This is a genomic window from Burkholderia sp. AU27893, assembly GCF_002223205.1.
GTDB lineage: Bacteria > Pseudomonadota > Gammaproteobacteria > Burkholderiales > Burkholderiaceae > Burkholderia.
The window spans coordinates 609027-631544 of sequence record NZ_NKFD01000004.1 but is presented as its reverse complement, the minus strand read 5'-3'; the positions used below and the strand labels follow the sequence as shown (position 1 = coordinate 631544).

At 66.6% G+C, this 22518-nt stretch carries 21 protein-coding genes and 1 pseudogene; 11 read left to right on the top strand and 11 right to left on the bottom strand.

Going from position 1 to position 22518, the window contains the following annotated elements; all coding sequences use genetic code 11:
• Positions 1-5: 5 nt before the first annotated feature.
• Both CFB47_RS22765 and CFB47_RS22760 read right to left on the bottom strand, forming a co-directional pair.
• Entirely contained in the window at positions 6-1760 is a 1755-nt protein-coding gene (locus CFB47_RS22765; protein ID WP_089462358.1) for an ABC transporter permease subunit, read from the bottom strand.
• Between the two features lie 81 nt (positions 1761-1841).
• Positions 1842-3431 (bottom strand): inorganic phosphate transporter, encoded by a 1590-nt coding sequence (locus tag CFB47_RS22760; RefSeq protein ID WP_089462357.1) that lies wholly within the window; start codon positions 3429-3431, stop codon positions 1842-1844.
• Positions 3432-3686: 255 nt separating this feature from the next.
• Here CFB47_RS22760 and CFB47_RS22755 point away from each other — a divergent pair, with 255 nt between their 5' ends.
• The 3 genes from CFB47_RS22755 (at position 3687) to CFB47_RS22745 (ending at position 6286) form a co-directional block, all read left to right on the top strand.
• Entirely contained in the window at positions 3687-4631 is a 945-nt protein-coding gene (locus tag CFB47_RS22755) for a metallophosphoesterase (RefSeq protein ID WP_089462356.1), read from the top strand.
• Positions 4632-4656: 25 nt separating this feature from the next.
• Positions 4657-4989: a cupredoxin family copper-binding protein gene (locus CFB47_RS22750; RefSeq protein WP_089458541.1), complete on the top strand. Its 333-nt coding sequence runs from the start codon at positions 4657-4659 to the stop codon at positions 4987-4989.
• A gap of 157 nt (positions 4990-5146) precedes the next feature.
• Positions 5147-6286 carry a patatin-like phospholipase family protein gene (locus tag CFB47_RS22745; RefSeq protein ID WP_089462355.1) on the top strand — a complete coding sequence of 380 codons (1140 nt, stop codon included), beginning with the start codon at positions 5147-5149 and terminating at the stop codon, positions 6284-6286.
• Between the two features lie 280 nt (positions 6287-6566).
• On the opposite strand, the pseudogene CFB47_RS22740 reads toward CFB47_RS22745, so the two are convergent.
• Together CFB47_RS22740 and CFB47_RS22735 are read right to left on the bottom strand one after the other, a co-directional pair.
• Positions 6567-7532 (bottom strand): annotated as a pseudogene (locus tag CFB47_RS22740) (D-2-hydroxyacid dehydrogenase family protein); the annotation flags it as partial.
• Between the two features lie 128 nt (positions 7533-7660).
• Positions 7661-8821: an alpha/beta fold hydrolase gene (locus CFB47_RS22735; RefSeq protein WP_089462353.1), complete on the bottom strand. Its 1161-nt coding sequence runs from the start codon at positions 8819-8821 to the stop codon at positions 7661-7663.
• A 384-nt stretch (positions 8822-9205) separates the two neighbouring features.
• Between CFB47_RS22735 and CFB47_RS22730 the strand changes: the two genes are divergently transcribed.
• On the top strand, positions 9206-9505 hold the full coding sequence (locus CFB47_RS22730; RefSeq protein ID WP_226202705.1) for a hypothetical protein: 300 nt from the start codon (positions 9206-9208) through the stop codon (positions 9503-9505).
• 265 nt (positions 9506-9770) lie between these two features.
• Here the strand turns inward: CFB47_RS22730 and CFB47_RS22725 are convergent, their stop codons facing one another.
• Together CFB47_RS22725 and CFB47_RS22720 are read right to left on the bottom strand one after the other, a co-directional pair.
• Positions 9771-10451: an HAD family hydrolase gene (locus CFB47_RS22725; RefSeq protein ID WP_089462352.1), complete on the bottom strand. Its 681-nt coding sequence runs from the start codon at positions 10449-10451 to the stop codon at positions 9771-9773.
• 83 nt (positions 10452-10534) lie between these two features.
• Positions 10535-10846 carry a winged helix-turn-helix transcriptional regulator gene (locus CFB47_RS22720; RefSeq protein ID WP_241022590.1) on the bottom strand — a complete coding sequence of 104 codons (312 nt, stop codon included), beginning with the start codon at positions 10844-10846 and terminating at the stop codon, positions 10535-10537.
• A gap of 182 nt (positions 10847-11028) precedes the next feature.
• Here CFB47_RS22720 and CFB47_RS22715 point away from each other — a divergent pair, with 182 nt between their 5' ends.
• The 3 genes from CFB47_RS22715 (at position 11029) to CFB47_RS22705 (ending at position 13400) form a co-directional block, all read left to right on the top strand.
• A complete protein-coding gene (locus CFB47_RS22715; protein ID WP_089462350.1) occupies positions 11029-11625 on the top strand; it encodes a carboxymuconolactone decarboxylase family protein in 597 nt (198 codons plus the stop codon).
• A gap of 321 nt (positions 11626-11946) precedes the next feature.
• Positions 11947-12255, top strand: coding sequence for a helix-turn-helix transcriptional regulator (locus tag CFB47_RS22710; RefSeq protein WP_089427115.1), 309 nt, complete (start codon positions 11947-11949; stop codon positions 12253-12255).
• 83 nt (positions 12256-12338) lie between these two features.
• Positions 12339-13400, top strand: coding sequence for an alkene reductase (locus tag CFB47_RS22705; RefSeq protein WP_089458546.1), 1062 nt, complete (start codon positions 12339-12341; stop codon positions 13398-13400).
• 97 nt (positions 13401-13497) lie between these two features.
• On the opposite strand, the gene CFB47_RS22700 is transcribed toward CFB47_RS22705, so the two are convergent.
• Genes CFB47_RS22700 through CFB47_RS22690 form a run of 3 tightly spaced genes read right to left on the bottom strand, consistent with a single transcriptional unit; the run spans position 13498 to position 17224 of the window.
• A complete protein-coding gene (locus CFB47_RS22700) occupies positions 13498-14790 on the bottom strand; it encodes an MFS transporter (RefSeq protein WP_089462349.1) in 1293 nt (430 codons plus the stop codon).
• A 14-nt stretch (positions 14791-14804) separates the two neighbouring features.
• Complete coding sequence (locus tag CFB47_RS22695; RefSeq protein WP_089462348.1) at positions 14805-15977, bottom strand: porin; 1173 nt, start codon at positions 15975-15977, stop codon at positions 14805-14807.
• A 59-nt stretch (positions 15978-16036) separates the two neighbouring features.
• Entirely contained in the window at positions 16037-17224 is a 1188-nt protein-coding gene (locus CFB47_RS22690) for a M20 aminoacylase family protein (protein WP_089463514.1), read from the bottom strand.
• Between the two features lie 118 nt (positions 17225-17342).
• Between CFB47_RS22690 and CFB47_RS22685 the strand changes: the two genes are divergently transcribed.
• Positions 17343-18248, top strand: coding sequence for a LysR family transcriptional regulator (locus tag CFB47_RS22685; protein WP_089462347.1), 906 nt, complete (start codon positions 17343-17345; stop codon positions 18246-18248).
• A 57-nt stretch (positions 18249-18305) separates the two neighbouring features.
• On the opposite strand, the gene CFB47_RS22680 is transcribed toward CFB47_RS22685, so the two are convergent.
• The gene (locus tag CFB47_RS22680; RefSeq protein ID WP_089462346.1) at positions 18306-18833 is read right to left on the bottom strand and encodes a GNAT family N-acetyltransferase; all 528 of its coding nucleotides are present in this window, start codon (positions 18831-18833) and stop codon (positions 18306-18308) included.
• 88 nt (positions 18834-18921) lie between these two features.
• On the opposite strand from CFB47_RS22680, the gene CFB47_RS22675 reads away from it, so the two are divergent.
• On the top strand, positions 18922-19533 hold the full coding sequence (locus CFB47_RS22675) for a LysE family translocator (protein ID WP_089462345.1): 612 nt from the start codon (positions 18922-18924) through the stop codon (positions 19531-19533).
• 56 nt (positions 19534-19589) lie between these two features.
• Positions 19590-20546 (top strand): serine aminopeptidase domain-containing protein, encoded by a 957-nt coding sequence (locus tag CFB47_RS22670; protein WP_089462344.1) that lies wholly within the window; start codon positions 19590-19592, stop codon positions 20544-20546.
• Here the strand turns inward: CFB47_RS22670 and CFB47_RS22665 are convergent.
• Positions 20543-21463, bottom strand: a complete 921-nt coding sequence (locus tag CFB47_RS22665; RefSeq protein WP_179258967.1) for a phosphatidylinositol-specific phospholipase C — start codon at positions 21461-21463, stop codon at positions 20543-20545. The genes CFB47_RS22670 and CFB47_RS22665 overlap by 4 nt on opposite strands.
• 6 nt (positions 21464-21469) lie before the next feature.
• Here CFB47_RS22665 and CFB47_RS22660 point away from each other — a divergent pair, with 6 nt between their 5' ends.
• On the top strand, positions 21470-22492 hold the full coding sequence (locus CFB47_RS22660; RefSeq protein ID WP_089462342.1) for a LacI family DNA-binding transcriptional regulator: 1023 nt from the start codon (positions 21470-21472) through the stop codon (positions 22490-22492).
• Positions 22493-22518: the final 26 nt, after the last annotated feature.

Genomic DNA, 22518 nt, shown 5'->3' with positions numbered 1-22518 from the left:
TACTCTCAATCGAGACGGAGCCGGGATTCCGCATAGGCGTACATCGGACGCCACAACAGACGGTTGAACAGGGTAACGAACAGGGACATCACGGCGATGCCCAGGATGATCTTCGGGAAATCGCCGGCGGCGGTGGTCTGCGCGATGTACGCGCCGAGGCCGTGCGCGACGACCTTCGTGTCGCCCCACTGCACGAACTCGGACACGATGCTCGCGTTCCACGCGCCGCCCGATGCGGTGATGGCACCCGTCACGTAGTACGGGAAGATGCCGGGCAGGATCGCCTGCCGCCACCACTGCCAACCGCGGATGCGGAAATTCTTCGTCGCTTCCTTGTAGTCGTTCGGATAGGACATCGCGCCGGCGATCACGTTGAAGAGGATGTACCACTGCGTGCCGAGCACGATCAGCGGCGACAGCCAGATGTCCGCGTTCAGGTGGAAGTGGACGATCACGATCACGAACACCGGGAACAGCAGGTTCGCCGGGAATGCCGCGAGGAACTGCGCGAGCGGCTGGATCTTCTCGGCCAGCGCGGGACGCAGCCCGATCAGCACGCCGAGCGGCACCCAGATCACCGACGCGATCGCGATCAGCACCAGCACGCGCAGCAGCGTGATGAGACCGAGCACGACCACGTGCCCGACTTCGCTCATCGTCACGCCGGTCGCGACGAACGTGACGACGCGCCACACGACGTACGCCGTCAGCAGGATCACGAACGCGCCCCACACGATGTCGCCGATGCGCGACGCGCCGCGCGACGATGCGCCGCGCGTACGCGCGCTTTTCAGCGCCGGAAAGCGCAGCGGAATCCGCGCGGCCTGCGACAGCAGCCAGCCGGCCGGCACGAGCAGCTGATGGATCAGGTGCGTGCGGCGCATCATGTCGAGCAGCCAGGATTGCGGCGCATCGCCCGACGCGGTGTTTTCCATCCGGAACTTGTCGGCCCACGCGACCAGCGGGCGGAACAGGAACTGGTCGTAGGCGAGGATCACGACCGACATCGCGACGATCACCCAGCCCACCGCGCCGAGATTCTTGTCGGAGATCGCCTGTGCGAGATAGGCGCCGATGCCCGGTAGCGTGATGGTCTGGTTGCCGACGGTGATCGCCTCCGATGCGACGACGAAGAACCAGCCGCCCGACATCGACATCATCATGTTCCAGATCAGCCCCGGCATCGAGAACGGCACCTCGAGCTTCCAGAAGCGTTGCCACGGCGTCAGGTGAAAGCCGCGCGACACTTCGCTCAGGTCGCGCGGCACCGTGCGCAGCGACTGGTAGAAGCTGAACGTCATGTTCCACGCCTGGCTCGTGAAGATCGCGAAGATCGCAGCCAGCTCCGCACCGAGCACGCGGCCCGGAAACAGCGCGAGGAAGAACGTGACGGTAAACGAGATGTAGCCGAGCACCGGCACCGACTGCAGGATGTCGAGGATCGGGATCAGCACCATGCCCGCGCGGCGGCTTTTCGCGGCGAGCGTGCCGTAGACGAGCGTGAACACGAGCGATGCGACCATCGCGGCAAGCATCCGCAGCGTGGTGCGCAACGCGTATTCGGGCAGGTTCGACGGGTCGAGCGAGATCTTCTGCGTCTGCAGCACGCCGATCGGCGCCATCGTCTGGTGGAAGCCGACGATCGCCATCGCGAGTATGCCGATGATCAGCGGAAACGCGACCACGTCCCAGCGGTTGGGCAGCACGCGCCACGCGGACGCGTTGGCGGTGCGATTCGGATCGAAGAAACTGATATCCATCGGTAGCGTCTTGTGTTGAATTGAAAATCGATGGGACCGGCCGCGCAACGCGCGGCCGGACGTCGCGCCCCCCGGCGCGGGTCAGAACAATCCGTGCAGCAGCCAGTAAAGGGCGGCAGACAGCGCGATCGAAGCGGGCAGCGTCAGCACCCACGCGAGCACGAGGTTGCGCACCGTATCCCAGCGCAGGCCCGCGCCGCTGGCCGTCATCGTGCCGGCCACGCCCGACGCGAGCACGTGCGTCGTCGATACCGGCAGCCCGTACGCGTCGGCCATCCCGATCGTCAGCATCGCGACGGCCTCGGCCGATGCGCCCTGCCCGTAGGTGAGATGCGACTTGCCGATCTTCTCGCCGACCGTCACGACGATCCGCTTCCACCCGACCATCGTGCCGAGGCCGAGCGCGATCGCGACCGCGACCTTCACCCACGTCGGGATGAATTTCGTCGCGCGGTCCATCTGCTTCTTGAACGCTTCGAGCGCGCTCGCGTCCTCGACCGAGAACGCCGGCGCCTTCGCCTTCTCCATCAACCGGATCGCCTCCGACGCGACATACATGTTGTTGCGCACGTTGTCGACGAGGTTCTGCGGCACGCTCGAGATGCCGCCGGCTTGCGCGACCTGGTCGGCAATGGTGTCGGTGAGCTTGCCCAGTGCGGGAATCGTCGCCGGCGTCAGCTTGTGCGTGCGCACGTAGGCCTCGACATCGGCGCGCGGGTCGGCCGTCCGGGCAGCCGGGTCCGCATATTTGACGAGCGTCGTCGACGCGTGGCGCGCCACCGCGACGAACGTGCTCGTCTGATCGGGCGTCACGGCCTTGTTCAGCGCATACGCGGTCGGCATCACGCCGATCAGGATCAGCATGATCAGCCCCATGCCCTTCTGCCCGTCGTTCGAGCCGTGCGCGAACGATACGCCCGTGCAGGTGAGAATCAGCAGCAGGCGGATCCAGAACGGCGGCGGCTTGTTGCCCTTCGGCTCCTGGTACAGCGCCGGCACGCGCACGAGCGCCTTCAGGAGCAGCAGCACGAGCGCGGACAGCACGAAGCCGATCAGCGGCGAGAACAGCAAAGCCTTGCCGACGCCGAGCGCCTGGTTCCAGTCGACGCCGCTCGTGCCCGACGGGCCGCTGACGATCTGGTTCATCAGGCCCACGCCGATGATCGAACCCACGAGCGTGTGCGAGCTCGACGACGGCAACCCGAAATGCCAGGTCGCGAGGTTCCACGTGACGGCCGCGATCAGCAGCGAGAACACCATCGCGAAGCCCGAGCCGCTGCCCACCTGCAGGATCAGCTCGACCGGCAGCAACTGCAGGATCCCGAACGCGACGGCGCCGCTCGACACGAGCACGCCGAACAGGTTCCAGAGGCCGGACCACACGACGGCCAGGTGCGGGTCGAGCGAGTGCGTATAGATGACGGTCGCGACCGCGTTCGCCGTGTCGTGGAAGCCGTTGACGAATTCGAAGCCGAGCGCGATCAGCAGCGCGACGATCAGCAGCAGGAACGGGAGAGCCGAGCTTTCCTTGACGGGACTGAGGTCCGCGCTCAGGTGGATACCGACGTAGACGATGCCGCAGGCAATGATCAGAAAAAACAGCGCGAGGCTGATGGTGCGCGTGCGACTGCTGACCGCACCGCTGGTTTCCGTTGCCGCGAGATTCGGCATGAAGGGGCTCCGGAGAGGTGACTCGGAGTGGCAGGCTATCGATCGGTCGTGACGCAAATGTGACGTGTCACTTACAGGACATTGACAAGCCATCTGTCAGGAATCGCGTCGCGCCGCGCAAGCCGCAAACACGGGCGGTCGACCTTGTAACCGGCGGGAATAAATTCGCCTCTGCGCCGGTATGGCACGCGAAGGCGCCGGCTTATTCCAGGACGATCCGGCCGTCCGGTTTCGTCACACGAATGCGAGGCTCACATGTCTTCATCGCCCCCCACCAACCCGTCGCGCCGCAAGGCGCTGCAATGCATGGCCTTCGGCGGCCTCGGCACGCTGTTTACGCTGTCGGGCGGCGTCCTGACGCCGTTCGACCTCGCGCTCGCGCAGACCGGCGACGCGCTCCCCGCCAACGCGGGCCGCCCGCTGTTCGTGCAGATCAGCGACACGCACATCGGCTTCAACAAGGACGCGAATCCCGACGTATCGGCCACGCTGAAGCAGACGATCGACCTCGTCAACGGCATGCCGGCGATGCCCGCGCTGGCGATCCATACCGGCGACATCACGCACCTGTCCAAGCCCGAGGAGTTCGACCACGCGTCGCAACTGCTCGCCGCGCTGCGCGTGCCGGAACTGCATACGGTGCCCGGCGAGCACGACGTCACCGACGGTTCGGGCGCCGAGTATTTCGGCCGGTTCGGCAAGGCGTCGGACAACCGCGGCTATTACAGCTTCGACCACGCGGGCGTGCACTTCATCGGCCTCGTCAACGTGATGCACTTCAAGCCGAACGGGCTCGGCAGCTTCGGCGACGACCAGCTCGCGTGGCTCGCGCAGGATCTCAAGGGCCGCTCGTCGAGCACGCCGATCGTCGTGTTCTCGCACATGCCGATGTGGACCATCTACGAGCCGTGGGGCTGGGGCACCGGCGACGCGCCGCAGACGATGGCGCTGCTGCGCCGCTTCGGTTCGGTCACCGTGTTGAACGGGCACATCCACCAGATCGTGTCGAAGGTCGAGGGCAACGTGACGTTCCACACCGCGCGCTCCACCGCGTTCCCGCAACCGACGGCCGGCAATGGCCCAGGGCCTGTGCCGCTCACCGTGCCGCGCGACCGGCTGCCGTCGATGCTCGGCGTGACGACCGTCGAATTCGCGGGCCATCCGGTCGCGTCGTCGCTGCGCGATGCGACGCTGGCCTGACGCACTGAACCCAAGGGAGACCGACATGACCCGTTTCAAGCCATCCCGCCTCATCGCGGCGCTGCTGCTGTGCGCCACCGCCCCGCTCACCGCGTTCGCACAGGGCCCCGACGGCACGCTCGTGACGATCCGCAACTTCATGTTTTCGCCGATGTCGACGACGATCAAGGCCGGCACGACGATCACGTGGAAGAACCTCGACGCGGAACCGCACACCGTCGTCAACGACGCGGGCATCTTTCATTCGAAGGCGCTCGACCAGGACGAGACGTACGCGTTCCGCTTCGACAAACCGGGCGTCTACAAGGTGTTCTGCGGGATTCACCCGTACATGAAGGAGACCATCACGGTCGAATGACGCGGCGCGTCACGACATGCGCTTGAGGGTCGGAAACGACCGACGTCGAAGCAGACGCGGCCGCCCGTTGCACTGCGGGCGGCCCTGCGCCGCCGATCGCCTAAACTGAATCGATCCGTTCGGACCCGACCCACCCTCATACGCAGCGAGGCCAGCCATGACCGCAAGCCAGCCGGCACGCATGGATCTCCCCGGGCAAGTGGTGCTCGTGCTCCAGGGCGGCGGCGCACTGGGCGCATTCCAGCTCGGTGTCTTTCAGGCGATGGACGAAGCCGGAATCCGCCCCGATTGGGTGGTCGGGACATCGATCGGCGCGATCAACGCGGCGCTGATCGCCGGGAACCCGCCGGCGCAGCGTTACGACAAGCTGTCGGCATTCTGGCGCCGGGTGACCGAACGGACCCGTTTCGACACTGCGCCGCTGCTGCCCGGCTGGAACCGGACGCTGGCCGAGCTGATGATCATCGGCGGCGGCATCGCGGGATTCTTCCAGCCCAATCCGGCCTCGTGGCTCGGGCCGATGGTTCGCCTCGGCGTCGATCGCGCGTCGTATTACCGGATCGCGCCGCTGCGCGATACCCTGGCGTCGCTGGTCGATCCCGAGCTGCTGAACGCGGGCCACCCGCGCCTGACCGTCAGCGCGGTCAATGCATGCTCGGGCACGATGCGCTATTTCGATTCACGCGATACGCGACTGTCGCTCGAGCACATCATGAGTTCCGGCGCGCTGCCGCCCGCGTTCCCGGCGATCAGGATCGACGGCGAGCCGTACTGGGATGGTGGCGTGTATTCGAACACGCCGGTCGAGGTCGTGCTCGACGACAATCCGCGCCGCAGCTCGATCATCTTCTCGGTCCAGATGTGGAACCCGGCCGGCCCCGAGCCCCAGAGCATCTGGCAGGTGTCGGAGCGGCAGAAGGACATCCAGTACGCGAGCCGCACCGACAGCCACATCGCGCGCCAGCAGCAAATTCACCGACTGCGCCACGTGATCCGCGAACTGGCGCGGCACGTGCCGGAGGCCGAACGCGCGTCGCCGGCCGTGCGCCGGCTCGCCGCGTGGGGATGCGAAACCACGATGCATCTGATCAAGCTCGCGGCACCGCGACTCGCCGACGACAATCAGTTCAAGGACATCGATTTCACGCCGGCCGGCATCGAGGCCCGCCGGCAGGCCGGCTACGAGGCCGCACAACGGGCCATCGCGGCGCGTCCGTGGGAGACACCGACGGACCCGACGGAAGGCCTGACGGTATTCGACGCCAGCGGGCCGCCGATCACGGAAGATCCGGCATGACACGCGGCACCGCTATCGCGCGCCGACGGCACCGGCACGATCACATGCGCCCGGCGGCCTGAAGGCAGGCCCGGCCGGCCGCATTCACCTCGACCATCGCCACGCCGTCCCGCGCGGGGTGCCGGACCACGTAGCCGCGCGTGCAGGCTTCCTCCCACACCGGCAGGCGCGGGCACGACGTGCGCCACGCATCGATCACTTCGTCATAGGGCCGCCCGGCGGGCCCGATCCATTCGAGCAGGTCGAGGATCAGCGACTCGATCGACGCCGATTCGCGCTCGAGCACGGCCGGATTGACCACGTGGATCGGCTGCCCGGCCGCATACGACACGATCTGGTCGAATACATCCGCGAACTGCGTCTCGTATTCGTCCTCCGTCACGTAGCCGATGTGCGGCGTGCATACGACATTCGGCAAACGCAGCAGCGGATGCCGCGGGTCGTGCAACGGCTCCGTCTCGTAGACGTCCACCGCCGCCATCCCGGGTCGGCCGGCCTGCAACGCCGCTTCGAGCGCGCCCGGTGCGACGAGGCCCGCGCGGCTCGTGTTCACCAGCAGCGCGCCCGGTTTCATCCGGCCCAGATCCGCGGCCGCCACGATGCCGCGCGTGGCCGGCACGAGTCGCAAATGCAGCGAAAGCACATCGCAGGTTTCGAAGAAGGCGGGCTTGTCCGGCGCCGTGCTCCACCCGTCGTCGCGCGCACGCTGCAGCGACGTTTCGCGCGCCCAGACCAGCACGTTCATCCCGAACGCGGCGCCGTACCGCGCAACCTCCGCACCAATCCGGCCATAGCCGTAAATCCCCAGCGTGCGCCCGCGCAGCGTCCGCCCGACGCCGATCTGCCAGTCACCGGCCTGCAGCGCGCGCATCTGCTGCGGAATCTGGCGCATCGCGGCGAGCACGAGACCCCACGTGAGCTCCGCGGCCGCATAGGAGGGCGTGCCCGCATGCTGGTTCGACGACACGATCACGCCGTGTGCGGTACATGCGTCGATGTCGATGTGCGGATAGACGCTGCGCTGGCTGATCAGCCGCAGCTTCGGCAGCCGCGCGATCAGCGGCGCGCGAATCTGCGTGCGTTCGCGGATCAGCACCAGCACTTCCGTGTCGCGCAGGCGCTCGGCCAGCGCGTCGACGTCCTGCACGTGATCGTTCCAGATCGTGACCGCGTGCCCGTCGAGCTTACGAAAGCACGGCAGCGTGCGCAGCGTGTCGAAATAATCGTCGAGGATCGTGATGTTCATGGCGAACGCTCCTGGCAACGCCGTCATCCTGAACCGGGAACGCTTCGCAGGGAAATGAATTTATCTTGCCGATTCCTGCATTTTTCTGATCGATCGATGTTCGCCCTGCGCGGATCTCGCACGCCCACTCACTGCCCTGCCGCGCGCATGTCCGGCGCCGTGCCGGCAACGACCGGACACGATTGCGGCAACGCCTGCCCGAACAGCACGGCCAGCCCGCAAGCGGACGTGAACATGCCGAGGCCGTCATGCCCGACGCCCGGCACTTCGACGACCTGCTGCGCGAGATCGTCAGGATGCCGTTTCTTCAGGTAATCGAAATACGCGAGCCCGCGTGCGAGCCGGTACGGGCCTTGCGCCATGGCCGCGCATGAGCGGTCGATGAAGTGGGTGTAAGGGTTCGTGTCGGCCAGGCCGAGCAGGTACACGACGTGACGCGCGACATAGCGTGTTTCGAGATCCCGCACGTCCTGCGACGCAACATAAGGCGGCGCCGACTTCAGCCCGTATTTCCACTCGGTCGCGCTCGGGCAGGTTCCGCCTGCGATCGCCTGGCCGTCCGGCCGCTCGTCGTCGAAATACAGGTAGCTCGACGGGTTCGCGACCACATAGCGCACCGCGATGCCGGCCCGCGCGAGCGCATCGCCTTCGTGCCCGGCCACCGCATAGCGCTGCAGCAACTGCGCGCCGGCGGAGTGGCCGATCACGACGACCGTCGACAACGCGGGATACAGGCTGCGGTCGGCGAAATGCGCGAGCAATGCGTCGAGCGCGGTGAACGAACTGATCGGGGCGGGCTGGCGTGCCGGTTCGCCGCCCTTCCATCCTTCCTGGGTCCAGGCGAGCGTCGGCGCGGGCAGCGAGAACGCACGCGTATCGGCGCGTGTCAGGAATTGCGGCGCGACGACCATCGTGCCCTGGCCCGCCGCACCGGCCTTCTCGACGACCTTGAGCCCCGATGCGAAATAAGCGTCGGCGTTGCGCAGCGTCCCGTGAATCACGATGAACACACGCGTGACGTCGGGTACCGCCTTGTCGACGGGATGGTCGGCATAGACGGGCAACATCGCGCTGCCCTGCGGCGTGTCGACAGTCAAGCGCTGGTCGGCGACTGCCTTCACCGGTGCTTCGAGACGTTCGCGCTGGGTGGGCGTGGCGGCTTCGACTGGATGCGCGCCGCCCAGGACGCCGATGGCTGCCGCGAGCGAAATCGCGAACGCCAGGGTTCGAGTGGCCGGCAACACGCGTGAGCGCCGGATGCTTACGGAGGCGACGGAAATGAGTGACATGGCAACCGATCGAGTGGCGGATATGACTTTAACGGCGATGGTCGCAGAATCCGTCGCGCGCTGCCGGACGGTTACGGGAAGCGCGTCAGTCGACCGGTTCTGCGCGGCGTTCGCGCCACGCGCCCATCCTCGGCATCACCGCACGTCGAACGTCGGGACACCTGGCCAACGACCGAATACCAACGTTACGCAACAGTGCGCTCTTTCAATTACAAATTCCGCACATTTAAAATAAAAATAAGAATAAATTATTTACCCTGGATCAAATTTTAAAAATCCATCACATACAATAAAACCGCCGATCCAGATGATTTATGTGACACCGAATCGGCATCCCGTTTCAATTATCGATATTGTTTCAACAATAGATAAGGAGAAGCGATCATGGCTCAAGTTACGCTTTGGGGCAGTGTGCAGGGCAACGGCACGGTCGTGGATGGCTCGGGCGGATTCACGGTGAAACGTGAAAGCACGGGAACGTATCAGCTCTCGTTCAGCACCGCATTCATCAAGACGCCGGCGGCTACCGCGTCGCAATGGGGATACGGCGGCGGGCAGAACACGCTGGACAACGTGATCTTCCCGGCACTTTCCGGCAGCGGCGCCACGATTCAGACCGGCGACTCGAATGGCAAATATACCGACCGGAATTTCAGTTTCGTCATTATCGGCACGATCAGCTGATATCCGATCGAATCTGCATTTACGCTGAAATCCGGGATTTCCTGGAAATACCATTTCGTCAATCCCGAGCGAAATGCAGGCGCCATGGGTTCGTCAGTTTGACGAACCCGGATGCCGGGATGAATCCCGCGAAATCGCCATTTCGCGGACACCCATTCCCGGCATCCGTCACCGGCCCCGCCAGCCGCCGACGGGTCGATCGCGCTGACCGGCAAGCGGATCGTCAGGATCGTCGATATCCCGACGATCGACGGGCCGGGGTGCGTCAGCCCGACGCTTCGGACGGATCGCGCTGCATCCGTTGCACGATCGCGTCCAGTTCGCCGAGATGCGTGACCACCGCCTGCTTGCCCGCGCGTGCCCATCCATCGAACGACGTCATCCCACTCACCGCGCCGACGAACGCCACGCCGGCACGCTCGGCCGCCTGTGCATCCACCGCGTGGTCACCCACGTAGATCGCCGAACGGGCCGGCACGCCCAGCCGTGCCAGCGCCAGCGCGAGCCCTTCGGGATCGGGCTTGTGACGCTGCACGTCCTCCCCGCCGATCAGCACGTCGACGCGCGACTGCAGTTCGTTCAGCGCAAGAATCGCCTCGATCCGGTAGCGGAACTTCGACGACACGATCGCGACCGCGAGACCCTGCTCGCGCAGACGCGCAAGCAGCGACGGCACCTCGGGATAGATGCGCGTGCCGTGCACCATGATCTCGTCGGCGCGTGCCACGAAGTGGCGCGCAAACGCGTCGGCCCGCGCCGGCTCGGTTTCGCCCGTCAGCGAGCGGAACATCTCGTGCAGCGGCAGCCCGATCACGGCACCGATCTGCGCCGGCGTCACGCCTGCGGCATCCAGTTGATGCAGCGCGTATTCGGTGCATTCGATGATCGCGGCGGACGAATCCGCCAGCGTCAGATCGAAATCGAAGATGACGGCCTGAACCGGCATGAAAGGACTCTCCGAAAGAAATCGGCTTGCGCGCGATGCGCCAACCGGCATGACGTTGCGATACATACCCGCGTGTCGATCGATCAGCGTTCCTGACCGGATTGCTCGCGATCGGCCGCGTCGAACCCGTCCGGGTCGCGCTTCGCCCATTGTTTTGCCCACCCCAGCAACGGTTGCAGCGACGCCTCGAGCCGCCGGCCTTCGGCCGTCATGCAATAGCCGCCCTCGCCGTGCTCGACGAGGCCCGACGCCTTGAGCTCGGCCAGCCGCGTATTGAGCAGGCGCGCATTCGTTTCGCAGGCTTCCTGCAGTGCCCGGAATGTGAGCGGCTCGCCGCGCAGTTCCCACAGGATGCGCAGCGTGGTGCGCCGCCCGAGCAGATCCAGCACGACCATGATGGGTCGTCCCGTCTTCGATCCGCGAACGCGCTGTCCGATTTTTGGTGTGGTCATGCTGTACTTTTTAAAGCAATCGCCACGCGGAGTCAATTGCTTGAATCGCGCCTCGCCTTTGCTTTACTTTTTAAAGCGTGGCGCCTACGCTTCCACGCATGCATCGTCTCAGGCACGGGGCTCACATGACTCAGCGTATTGCATCCGCATCACCGCCGTTCGAACCCGACATCGCAGCGTCGATCGACCGGATCATGCAGGGCCGTCCATCGTTGCGACTCTTCACCACGCTCGCGCGCGATCCGCGCCTGTTCACGAAATTCTTTGCCGCCGGCCTGCTGGACAAGGGCCATCTCGACATCCGGCAACGCGAGATCGTCATCGACCGCACTACCGCGCTTTGCGGGTGCGAATACGAATGGGGCGTGCATGTCGCCGTGTTCGCCCGGACGGCGAAGCTGACCAGCGAACAGATCCGGTCGTTGGCGCTCGGCTCGGCAGACGATGCATGCTGGGACGATGACGCCCGGGTGCTGATTCGGATGTGCGATGCGCTGCATCGGCACTGCGATATCGACGATGACCTGTGGCACGCGCTGTGCCTGCATTTCAGTGACGAGGCACGGCTCGAGCTGCTGATGCTCGCGGGCTTCTATCGGACGGTCAGTTGTCTCGCGACTGCACTGCGCCTGCCGCTTGAAGCGCATGCGGCACGGTTTCCGTCTCGTACGTCGGCATGTGCGGTTCATTCCCCTGATTTGCCGACCGAGGATCGACCGTGATTTCCGGCATGGCGACGAATACAAGGCGAGGGTCGAACGGGTGGATGGTTTTCCGCCCGTGATACGCGTGCTGGATGCGGTCGCGCATGTCGATGCGACCCAGGGGCGGTACACGTTTGTCGGACCGCCCGACTGAGGGTCAGATTGCGCCGTTGCGGTGCGACCCGACTCCCCCTTGAGATTCGCTACGATCCATCCCCGTTATCGCATTTCACTATCAACCCCATTGCCAGCAATGCTTTCAAACATATCGTCAAGTTCCGATATATGATTCGCCCATCGACGATACCTGTTTGCCTGACTGAAACGCCCGCCCGATCCATGCCGACCGAACTCGACATCGAAGCCATCCTGAAAGCGCTCTCGAACCCCGTGCGCCGGGAAATCCTCCTCTGGCTGAAAACGCCGGGCGAGCATTTCCCGAACCAGACGCTGCCGTATGAACACGGCGTCTGCGCGGGCCAGATCGACGCGCGCTGCGGGCTGTCGCAGTCGACCGTCTCCGCGCACCTCGCGACGCTCCAGCGCGCGGGGCTCGTGACGTCGACACGGATCGGCCAGTGGGCGTTCTTTCAACGCAACGAGGCCGTCATCGACGCATTTCACGACGCCCTGCGCCGCGAACTCTAGTCAACACGGCCGAACCCGGCCATGCGGAGCGCTGTCGCCCATGACGCGACGGTTTCCCGCCTTTCGTGAAGAGGTTATTTGCCATGCCCACCCTGTTCGATCCCGTCACCCTCGGCGACCTGACCCTGCCGAACCGCATCGTGATGGCGCCGCTCACGCGCTCCCGTGCCGGTGCGACGCGCGTGCCGAACGCACTGATGGCCCGCTACTACGCCGAGCGCGCGACGGCCGGCCTGATCATTACCGAGGCAACGTCGGTCACGCCGCAGGGCGTCGGCTACGCAGATACCCCCGGCATCTGGTCCGACGAGCAGGTCGAGGGCTGGAAACAGGTGACGCAGGCCGTGCATGCGGCCGGTGGGCGCATCGTGCTACAACTCTGGCACGTCGGCCGGATCTCCGACCCGGTGTTCCTGAACGGCGACCTGCCGGTCGCGCCGAGCGCGATCGCCGCGGGCGGCCACGTGAGCCTCGTGCGTCCGCAGCGCCCGTACGTGACGCCGCGCGCACTCGAGCTCGACGAAATCCCGGGCATCGTCGCCGCGTACCGCAAGGGGGCGGAAAACGCGAAGGCCGCCGGCTTCGACGGTGTCGAGATCCACGGCGCAAACGGCTACCTGCTCGACCAGTTCCTGCAGGACAGCACCAACCACCGCACCGATGCGTACGGCGGCCCGATCGAGAACCGCGCACGCCTGCTGCTCGAAGTGGTCGATGCGGCGATCGACGTGTGGGGCGCCGGCCGCGTCGGCGTGCACCTTGCCCCGCGCGGCGACGCGCACACGATGGGCGATTCCGATCCGGCGGCAACCTTCGGCTATGTCGCGCGCGAACTCGGCCGCCGCAAGATCGCGTTCATCTTCACGCGTGAGTCGTATTCGGGCGACCATCTGAGCCCGCGCCTGAAGGAAGCGTTCGGCGGCCCGCTGATCGCGAACGAGCAGTTCACGCTCGACACCGCGCAGGCCGCGCTCGCAGGCGGCAGCGCCGACGCGATCGCATGGGGCAAGCTGTTCATCGCGAACCCCGACCTGCCGCGCCGCCTCGAACTCGGCGCGCCGCTCAACAAGCCGGTGCCGGAGACGTTCTACGCGGAAGGCGAAACGGGTTATACCGATTACCCGGCGCTAAGCGACGCGGCCTGATCGCGCAGCGAGCCATGCGCGACGATTGGACCAGCCTCGCCCGTTCGTTCGTCGCGCACACCACCGGGCGGGCATGCAACGCGCTCGCCCTTCCCGCTCACCGCCTGCCGTCCACGGCGGGCGCGTCGACGAACAACGCCAGACCGACCAGGCTCGCCGCGCTGCATCCCAGCACATACCACGCAGGGGCGTAAAAACTGCCGGTCGCGCGCCACATCGCACCGACGATCAATTGGGCGAAGCCGCCGAAAATCGTCACGCCGAGCGCATAGATCATCCCGAGCGACATCGCCCGCACTTCGGGCCGAAATGCATCGAGAATCATCACGAAGCCGGCGGGACTCGACAGCGTCATCAAGCCGATCAGCACGATCACGACCGCGACCGCGGTGACCACCGACGGCCACCTGCTCATCGCGTAAAACGCCGGCAGCACGAGCACGGCCGACGCGACACACGTCACGCCCACCAGCCGCTTGCGACGACGCACGCGATCCGCAAGCCGTCCCGCGAGCGGTGAGCCGATCAGCAGCACGGCGCCCGCCGCGCAGCCCGACAGCAGCGACACCGACGCCGGCATGCCGACGGTCAGTGTCAGGAACGATGGCAGGAAAAACACGATCGTATAGGTGGTCGACGTGCCGCCGATCACGAGCAGCGTGCCGGCCACGACCTGCCGCCACGGAATGCGCGCACGCTCGCGCGGCGCGCCGGCCGCCGCGGGCGGCAGCGTATCGTCGAGGTGGCGCCGTAGATAGAAGCCGACCGGGCCGATCAGCAGACCGAGCACGAACGGTACGCGCCATCCCCACGCGTGCAGCGCTTCGGGCGACAGTGCGCGTGACAGCGTCAGCGCGACGAACGCGCCGACGAGGGTCGCGCCGCCCTGGCTCGCCATCTGCCAGCTCACCCGCTCGCCGCGCCTGCCGGCGTCACCCGCCTCCATCAGCAGGGTCGTCGCGGCGCCGACTTCGCCGCCCGCCGAAAAGCCCTGCAGCAGACGCCCGATGACGATCAGCAGCGGCGCGGCGATGCCGATCTGCGCATAGGTCGGCGCGAAGCCGATGATCCCGGTGCCGAGCGCCATCAACGCGACCGTCAGCACGAGTGCCGGCTTGCGCCCGGCGCGGTCCGCATAGGCGCCGATCGCGACGCTGCCGAGCGGTCGCGCGACGAACCCGACGCCGAACGTCGCGAGCGACAGCATCAGCGCGCCGACGTCGCTCGACGCGGGAAAGAACAGCTTGCCGATCAGGGCGGCGAAAAAACTGTAGACGGTGAAGTCGAAGAACTCGAGTCCGTTGCCGAGTGCGGCCGCAACGACCGTGCGGCGCGTCACGCGCGGCGCGGCATCGACCGGCGCAGCGGCCGTGCGATTCAGGGTATGCATCGGAAAATTCCCGTTCAGAAGTTGTGATACATGCCGAGCGACAGCGTCACGGGGGTCGTCCCGGTGCGTGGTGCGGTGCCGCCAGGCTCGGTCGGCAGCGGGTCGCCGTTCAGCAACACCGTCGAGATGCCGTAGTTGCGGATGAACCCCGCACGCGCATAGAGGCCCGTGCGTTTCGACAGCAGGTAGTCGTAGCCGAGCATCGCACCGAGCGCCGAGTCCTTGGCCGGCTGGCCGGCCGCGTCGCGTACTCCCGACGTATCGCGAAAGACGACCGACGCGCGAATCGCATTGACGCCGAACGGTACGATCGCGCCGACCGTGTAGACGCGCGCGATGCCGTCGCCGGCCAGCTTCGGCGCGTACTGGTTGAACGATGCGGACAGCACGATCCGCCCCGTGTCATAGACGGCGCCGAGCCCGTACAGGTCGTTGCGCACGGTGCTCACCCCGTTGACACCCCACACCTGGTTGTAGCTCGCGGCCAGATAGGTCGTGCCGTTGTACCACTGCAGCAGCGCGCCTTGCGCGGACGCCGCGGGCGCGCGCCCGGCAACGTTGCTCGGCGCATACATCAGCATGAGCGACGTGGTGCCCGCAACGATCGGCGTACGGTACGTGATGGCGTTGTCGACGCGCGCCGGCAATTGCGTCGCCCCTGGCCCGAGGTCCGAGTTGTAGCCGACGCCACGGCTCGTCTGCACGGCTGCCGCGCCCAGCCATGTATAGACCGAGTTCGTGCCCACCGTGCCGAATACGTCGATGAACAGCGGCAGCGCCGTGCCGATCTGTTTTCCGAGACGCAGCCGCCCGAAGTTGTCCGATGACAGGCCGACCCACGACTGCCGGTTGTAGGTCGACTGCTTGTCCTGCTGCGCGCCGTTGTTCGCGAGAAAACCGCTTTCGAGGTTGAACTCGGCACGCCAGCCGCCGCCGAGGTTCTCACGACCGAAGAAGCCGAATTTGGAGGTCCACTCGCCGCCGCTCTGCGTCTGCCACAGCGAATGGCCGCCGACCGTCTGGTAGTTGATCCCCATGTCGATCGAGCCATACAGCGCGACGCCCTCCGTCAGTCGACCGTTGTACTCGGGCACCGCCGCCAGCAACACGTCCTGATAGGGCACGGCGCGCGCGTTGCCGGCGCCGAGCGCGAGACAGGCCGCGCCAAGTGCAAATCGCTTCTTCATTCGCTATCCTTATCTTCAAGTCAATGCATGTCCGGCCGGTGGTCTCCTGTGCGCCGTCGTCAGCCCGCCGTCAGGAAGCGTTCGGCGATACCGGCGAAATAGGCCGCCCCCCAGCTCAGCGCAGTGTCGTTGAAGTCGTACCGCGGGTTGTGCACCGAACACCCGCCCCTGGAATCGACGCCGTTCCCGATCAGGACGTAGCAACCCGGTACGCATTCGGTCATCCACGAGAAATCCTCGCTGCCCATCACGCCGTCGGGTAACAGCGTGAGCGCGCCTTCACCGGCCAGCGCCGCGATCGTCTCGACCGCGAGATCCGACGCCGCGCGGTCGTTGTCCACGACACGCGAGATCGAGTGGTATTCGATCTGCGCGGTCATCCCGTAAGCCTGCGCCTGCGCGTCGACGATCCGGCGGATCCGCGCCTCGATTTCGTCGCGCGTGGCCGCATCGAGCGCACGCACGGACAACTGCAGCGTCGCGGTTTCCGGAATCACGTTCGGCGCGGTGCCCGCATGGAACGTGCCGACGGTCACGACGGCCGGTTTCAGCGGATCGACGTTGCGGGAGACGATCGATTGCAGCGCGGTCACGATTTGCGCGCCCGCGACGATCGGGTCGCTCGCGAGCTGCGGCATCGCACCGTGCCCGCCCTTGCCCGTCACGGTGATCGTCACCGAATCGGACGAGGCCATCATCGGCCCGTAGCGCAACGCGAAATGGCCGACCGGCACGCCCGGCGCGTTGTGCAGCGCATACACGCGTTCACACGGGAACCGTTCGAACAGGCCACCGTCGATCATCCGCTTTGCGCCACCGAGCCCTTCCTCGGCTGGCTGGAAAATCACGTTGAGCGTGCCGTCGAATCGGCCCTGTTCAGCGAGATAGTGCGCGGCGGCCAGCAAGATCGCCGTATGGCCGTCGTGTCCGCACGCGTGCATCGTGCGCGCAACCGTGCTCGCATACGGCAGCCCCGTCGCCTCCTCGATCGGCAGCGCGTCCATGTCGGCGCGCAGGCCGAGCGTGCGCGCCGACGCGCCGCGCCGCAATTGGCCGACGACACCCGTGCCGCCCACGCCCGTCGTCACGTCGTAACCCCATGCGGCCAGCTGTTCGGCGACGAGTTGCGCGGTGCGGGTCTCGGCGAAACCGAGTTCGGGATGGGCGTGGATGTCGCGGCGGATCGCCACGAATCGGGACTCCGACTCGCGAATCGCCGCGAGTACGTGAGCAAGGTTCTGCGTCATGAATGGCTCCGTGGAATCGGCCGCGTCGCGACCGTCCTGGCCAAGCATAGAGACGCGTTTCGGGTCAAAAAACTCACGAATTTTGATGCGGATAACTTTTGGTAATATATTTCGCATCATGAAAATCCATCAATTGCGCGCGCTCGTCGCGGTCACGACAGCCGGTAGCATCAAGGCCGCCGCCCAGACCCTGCACGTCACGCAGCCGGCCATCAGCAAGGCGATCCAGGAACTAGAGAACGAGTTCGGCGTACCGCTCCTCGAGCGCAAGCCGTGGGGCGTCGTGCCGACGCCGGAAGGCGACGCGCTGCTGGGGCGCGCGCAGGCTGTCGTGCGCGAGCTCGAACGGGCGAGCGAGGACATGGCGCACATGAAGGGGCTGCGAGACGGGCGGCTCGTGATCGGCTTCACGCCGATCGTCGCAGTGACGGGCTTTGCGGAGGCCTACGCCGCGTTCCGCCGTCACTGGCCGAACGTCGAGTGCGAACTGCGTGAACTGACGTTCAACCTGCTCTCCGAACAGTTGCGCAATCGCACGCTCGATCTCGCGTTCGTCGCCGTCACGGGCCCGATTGCCGAGTCGGTCGACACCAAGGCGATCCGCACGTTCGACACCGCGTTCGTCACCCGCGAGAACGGGCGCTTTGCGGGCGCGACATCGCTAGACGCACTGCGCGACGCGGAATGGATCCACGCCGATGCGAGCGACAACTTCCCCACGTATATCGGTGACCTGCATGCGCACGCGGGCCTGCCCCCGCCGCGCTGCATCACGCGCTGCACGTCGTATGCGCTGTTCTACAGCCTGATGATGACCAACGATGCGATTTTCTCGTGGACCCGGCTCTCGCTCGCGGAAACCGTGTTCGGCCAGAAGCTGACGCCGCTGCCGTTACCGATGTCGCCGCCACCGCTGCAGCTGTACCGGCTCACGCCGCCGGGGCTGCAATTGACGCGGCCCGCGTCCGACTTTCTTGCACACGTGGAAGCCGCGTTCGCGTCGCTGCCGCTTACCGGAAACTAGGCATTGCGCTGATACCGGATCGTGACGCAGACGGCATCATGACTCGCCGGGCCCGCATCAGCCTGGAACGCGCACCCGCATGAATACGCGCTGCGTCTCGTCGAGCCCGAGCGACACGTGATACGCGCGGATCGTACGCAGGGTATCGTCGAGCGTGGCGTCATCGACGATGCTGAAACCGAGGCGCGCGTAGTACGGCGCATTCCACGGCGCGTCGCGAAACGTCGACAGCACGATCTCCACGATCTCCTCCTGCGCCGCGCGCGCCCTCACCTGTTCGATCAGGCGCGCGCCGATCCGCTGTCCGGCATGCGACGGCGCGACATCCAGCTCTTCCAGATAAAGCCGCTGCGCATCGAGCCGCCGGTAGAACGCAAATCCGACGCACGCCCCCTGCGCATCGACCGCCACATACGCGCGACCGTCGTCGATGCGCTCGAGCACGGCCGTCGCATCGGTCGGCTCGCCTTCGGCGATGCGGGTCATGCCGATTGCGCGGAACCGCTGCGCGGCGGCGACTTCGACCGCGGCCATCGCGGCCGCGTCTTCCCGCGTGGCGGGACGGATCAGGATCGATGCAGTCATCACGGCAATTCAGGCAGGCAGTCTGGAACGGCCGTCACTATAATCGAAACCTCATACGTTTCGAACGCCCCCACCCACGAGGTTCGCCATGGCTTTGTCCGCGCTCGCCGTCTTCGCCGTCACCCTGCTCGTCACCGCCGGCACGCCCGGCCCGAGCGTCGCCGCGCTGGTCGCGCGCGTGCTGACGAACGGCGTGCGGGACGTGCTGCCGTTCCTCGCGGCCATGTGGGTCGGTGAAGCGCTGTGGCTCACGCTCGCGGTCGCGGGGCTGTCCGCGTTCGCGCGCACGTTCGCGGCCGGGCTGATCGTGCTGAAGCTGCTCGGCGTCGCGTACCTGCTGTTCCTTGCATGGAAGATGTGGACCGCGCCGACCGCGACCGGCGCCGACGACCTGCCGCGCGGCCAGTCGCCGTGGCGCATGTTCGTCGCGGGCATGCTCGTTACGCTCGGCAATCCGAAGATCATGGTGTTCTATCTCGCGCTGCTGCCGACGATCGTCGATCTCTCGCACGTGGGTGTGACCGCATGGGCCGAGCTGGTCGGCACGATGCTCGCGGTCCTGATCCTTGCCGACTGCTTCTGGTCGCTGCTGGCGTCACGCGCACGGGCGTTCCTGACGTCGGCACGCGCGAAGCGGTTCGCCAACCGCACGAGCGCGACCGCGATGGCCGGTGCGGCGGTGGCGATCGCGACGCGCTGAGCGCCACTGTCCGACGCCCGTCGCGCCGCGGCCCCTCCACTGCCCGGGGAATCGACATGAAAACCTGGCTTTCGGCTGCCCTGCTCTGCCTGTCCGCCACGCTCGCGCACGCGGCCGGCATCAAGTTCGTCACCATCCCGGCCGACGCGGCCGGCCCCGAGCTGCGCGCCGTCATCTGGACGCCCTGCGCAACCCCCGCGCAGTCGCTCACGATCGGCCCGTTCGTGCTGAAAGGGCAACGCAACTGCCCGACCGTCGGCGACAAGCTGCCGCTCGTCGTGATTTCGCACGGCCACGCCGGTACCTACTTCGGGCACCACGACCTCGCCGAAACGCTCGCCGACGCAGGCTACGTCGTCGCGGCGATCAACCATCCCGGCGACACGCATACCGACATGAGCCGCGCGGCCGACCTGCGGGAGCTGGTCGAACGGCCGGACGACATCAAGCGCCTGGTCGACTACATGCTGGCCGACGGGCCCGACGCCGCGCATATCGATCCTGCCCGGATCGGCTTCTTCGGCTTTTCGCGCGGCGGCTATACGGGCCTCGTGCTGGCCGGCGCCAATCCGGATTTCGTCCACGCGCACGTGGCCTGCCCGGACCCGACCTGGCTGATCTGCAAGCAGATCCGCGACCACGACCTGCCACGCGAGCCGCTGACGCACGATCCGCGGATCAAGGCCTACGTGATCGCCGACCCGATGAACGAATTCCCGAGCGCCGATACGCTCAAGGACGTGCACGCGCCGATCCAGCTGTGGGGGTCCGAAGCGGGCGGCGACGGCGTGGAGCCGGAAACGGTCCCCGCGCTGGCCGGCATGCTGCCGCAACGGCCGGAATTCCACGTCGTGCCGAATTCTGCGCATTTCGCGTTTCTCGCGCCGTGCTCCGACCAACTGGCGCAGGTCTCGCCTGACGTCTGTACCGATGCGAAGGGATTCGATCGCGCCGCCTTCCACGAAACGCTCGATGCAAAGGCGCTCGCGTTCTTCAGCGCCAATCTGCACTAACAGCGAAACGTCTTGCGCCAGACGCCCGGCGCCGGCACATGGTCGTTGCACGCGATCAGCGCGCGCACCAGCGCCCAGTCGTCGTCATCGCAGAAGTCGAGCAGCATCGTGCCATACGGGCCGGGCTGCTCGCGCAGCCGCTCGGCCAGCCGCGCATGAATGCCCCGCACCCTGCCGTCGCCGTGCGCGACCACCGAAGGATTCGCGCCCATCCCGGTCCCGCTGCAGAAGTTGATCGCCCAGCGGCCGCTGTCCGGCGACGGCATGTCCGTCAGCAGCGCGTCGATCGCCCGCCACTTCCAGCCGATCGACGCGGCCACCGGCACGCGGTATTCGTCCTGGATCACGAATGCGCCGTCGGGATGATCGATCGTGAAGGTCGCGTTGTCGGGCCACGCGGTCAGGTCGATGCCGAGCGGCCGGCTGCTGCGAAAACGCCGCAGCAGCACGATCGCGCCGCGCACGTCGCCGAGCGTGGGCAGCGTGCCGCCGGCATGCCAGCGCAGCCGCGGATGCCGCGCACGATGCGCGTCGAACGTCGCATCGAAACTGCGCGTGCACGCTTGCGCCGGCCATTCGTCCTTCACCGACATCACGATGCATTCGCGCGGATGCGCGTCGAGAAAACGCGCACAGGTGGCCAGCACGTCGTCGAACGTCATGCCGAGCGCGATGCCGCCGTGATGGATGTCGAATGCATCGCGCACGTGCCGGCAGCGGATGTCGAGCAGCCGCACGCCATGCGCGAGCTGGGCATCGAGCGGCGCACGCTGGGTGCGCACGAGCCCGTCGTCGACGGTATACGCACAGGTGTCATGGCTGCCCGGTAGGGTCAGCGTATGCAGCAGCCGCGCATCGTCGAGCGCCGACATCCAGTCGGCGGGCGGCATGCACGTATCGTGGCTCGAAGGGATCATGAATCGATGAATGACAAGGAAAGAAAGCCGTGGGTCACGGCATCGGATGTCGCGGCGCGCGCCGGCGTGTCGCGCTCCGCGGTGTCGCGTGCATTCTCGCCGACGGCGAGCATCGCCCCGCAGACGCGTGAGCGCGTGATGGTCGCCGCGCGCGCGCTCGGCTACCAGGTCAACCTGATCGCCCGCGACATGATCACGCAGCGCAGCAGCATGATCGGCGTCGTGACGGCCGGGTTCGAGAATCCGTTTCGCGCACGACTGCTGTCGGACCTGATGGCCGCGCTCGGGCAGCGCGCGCTCACGCCGCTCGTGACCAATGCCGAAGATCCGCGCCAGGTCCGGCAATCGCTCGAACAGCTGCTCAGCTACCGGATCGCGGGCCTCGTGATGACGTCCGCGTCGCCGCCGCTGTCGGTGGCGCAGCAGTATCTCGAACACCGGATTCCGGTCGTGATGATCAACCGCGAGGCGAACCTGCCGGGCGCGGACATCGTCGTCAGCGACAACGCGGCGGGCGCCGCCCATGCGGCGCAGCGGCTCGTGCGGGCCGGCGCGCGCCGGCTCGCGTTCGTCGGGCCGCGCGGTGCGAGCTACAGCGCGCAGTCGCGTGCTACCGCGTTCGAACAAGCGATCGGGCGCGGCGATGCATTCGACGCGACACTCGCACACGTGCTCGACACGCCGTCCGATACGCATGCAAGCGGCGTCGACGCCGCGCGGCAACTGTTCGCGAACGGCAAGCGGCCCGACGGCGTGTTCTGCTCGTCCGACCTGCTCGCGCTCGGCGTGATCGACGTCGCGCGCAGCGAATTCGGGTTGCGCGTGCCGGACGACGTGCGCGTGATCGGCTTCGACGACATCCCTGCCGCCGATTACGATGCGTACCGGCTCACGACGCTGCGGCAGGACACGCGCGGCCTCGCGCAGGCGGCAGTCGAGCTGCTCGCCGACCGGATGCAGACGTTCGACGGCCCGTCGCGCACGCGCATCGTGCCGGTCACGCAGGTGGTGCGGGCCAGCTGCGCATAACCAAGGAGAATCGGGCGCGGCGACGC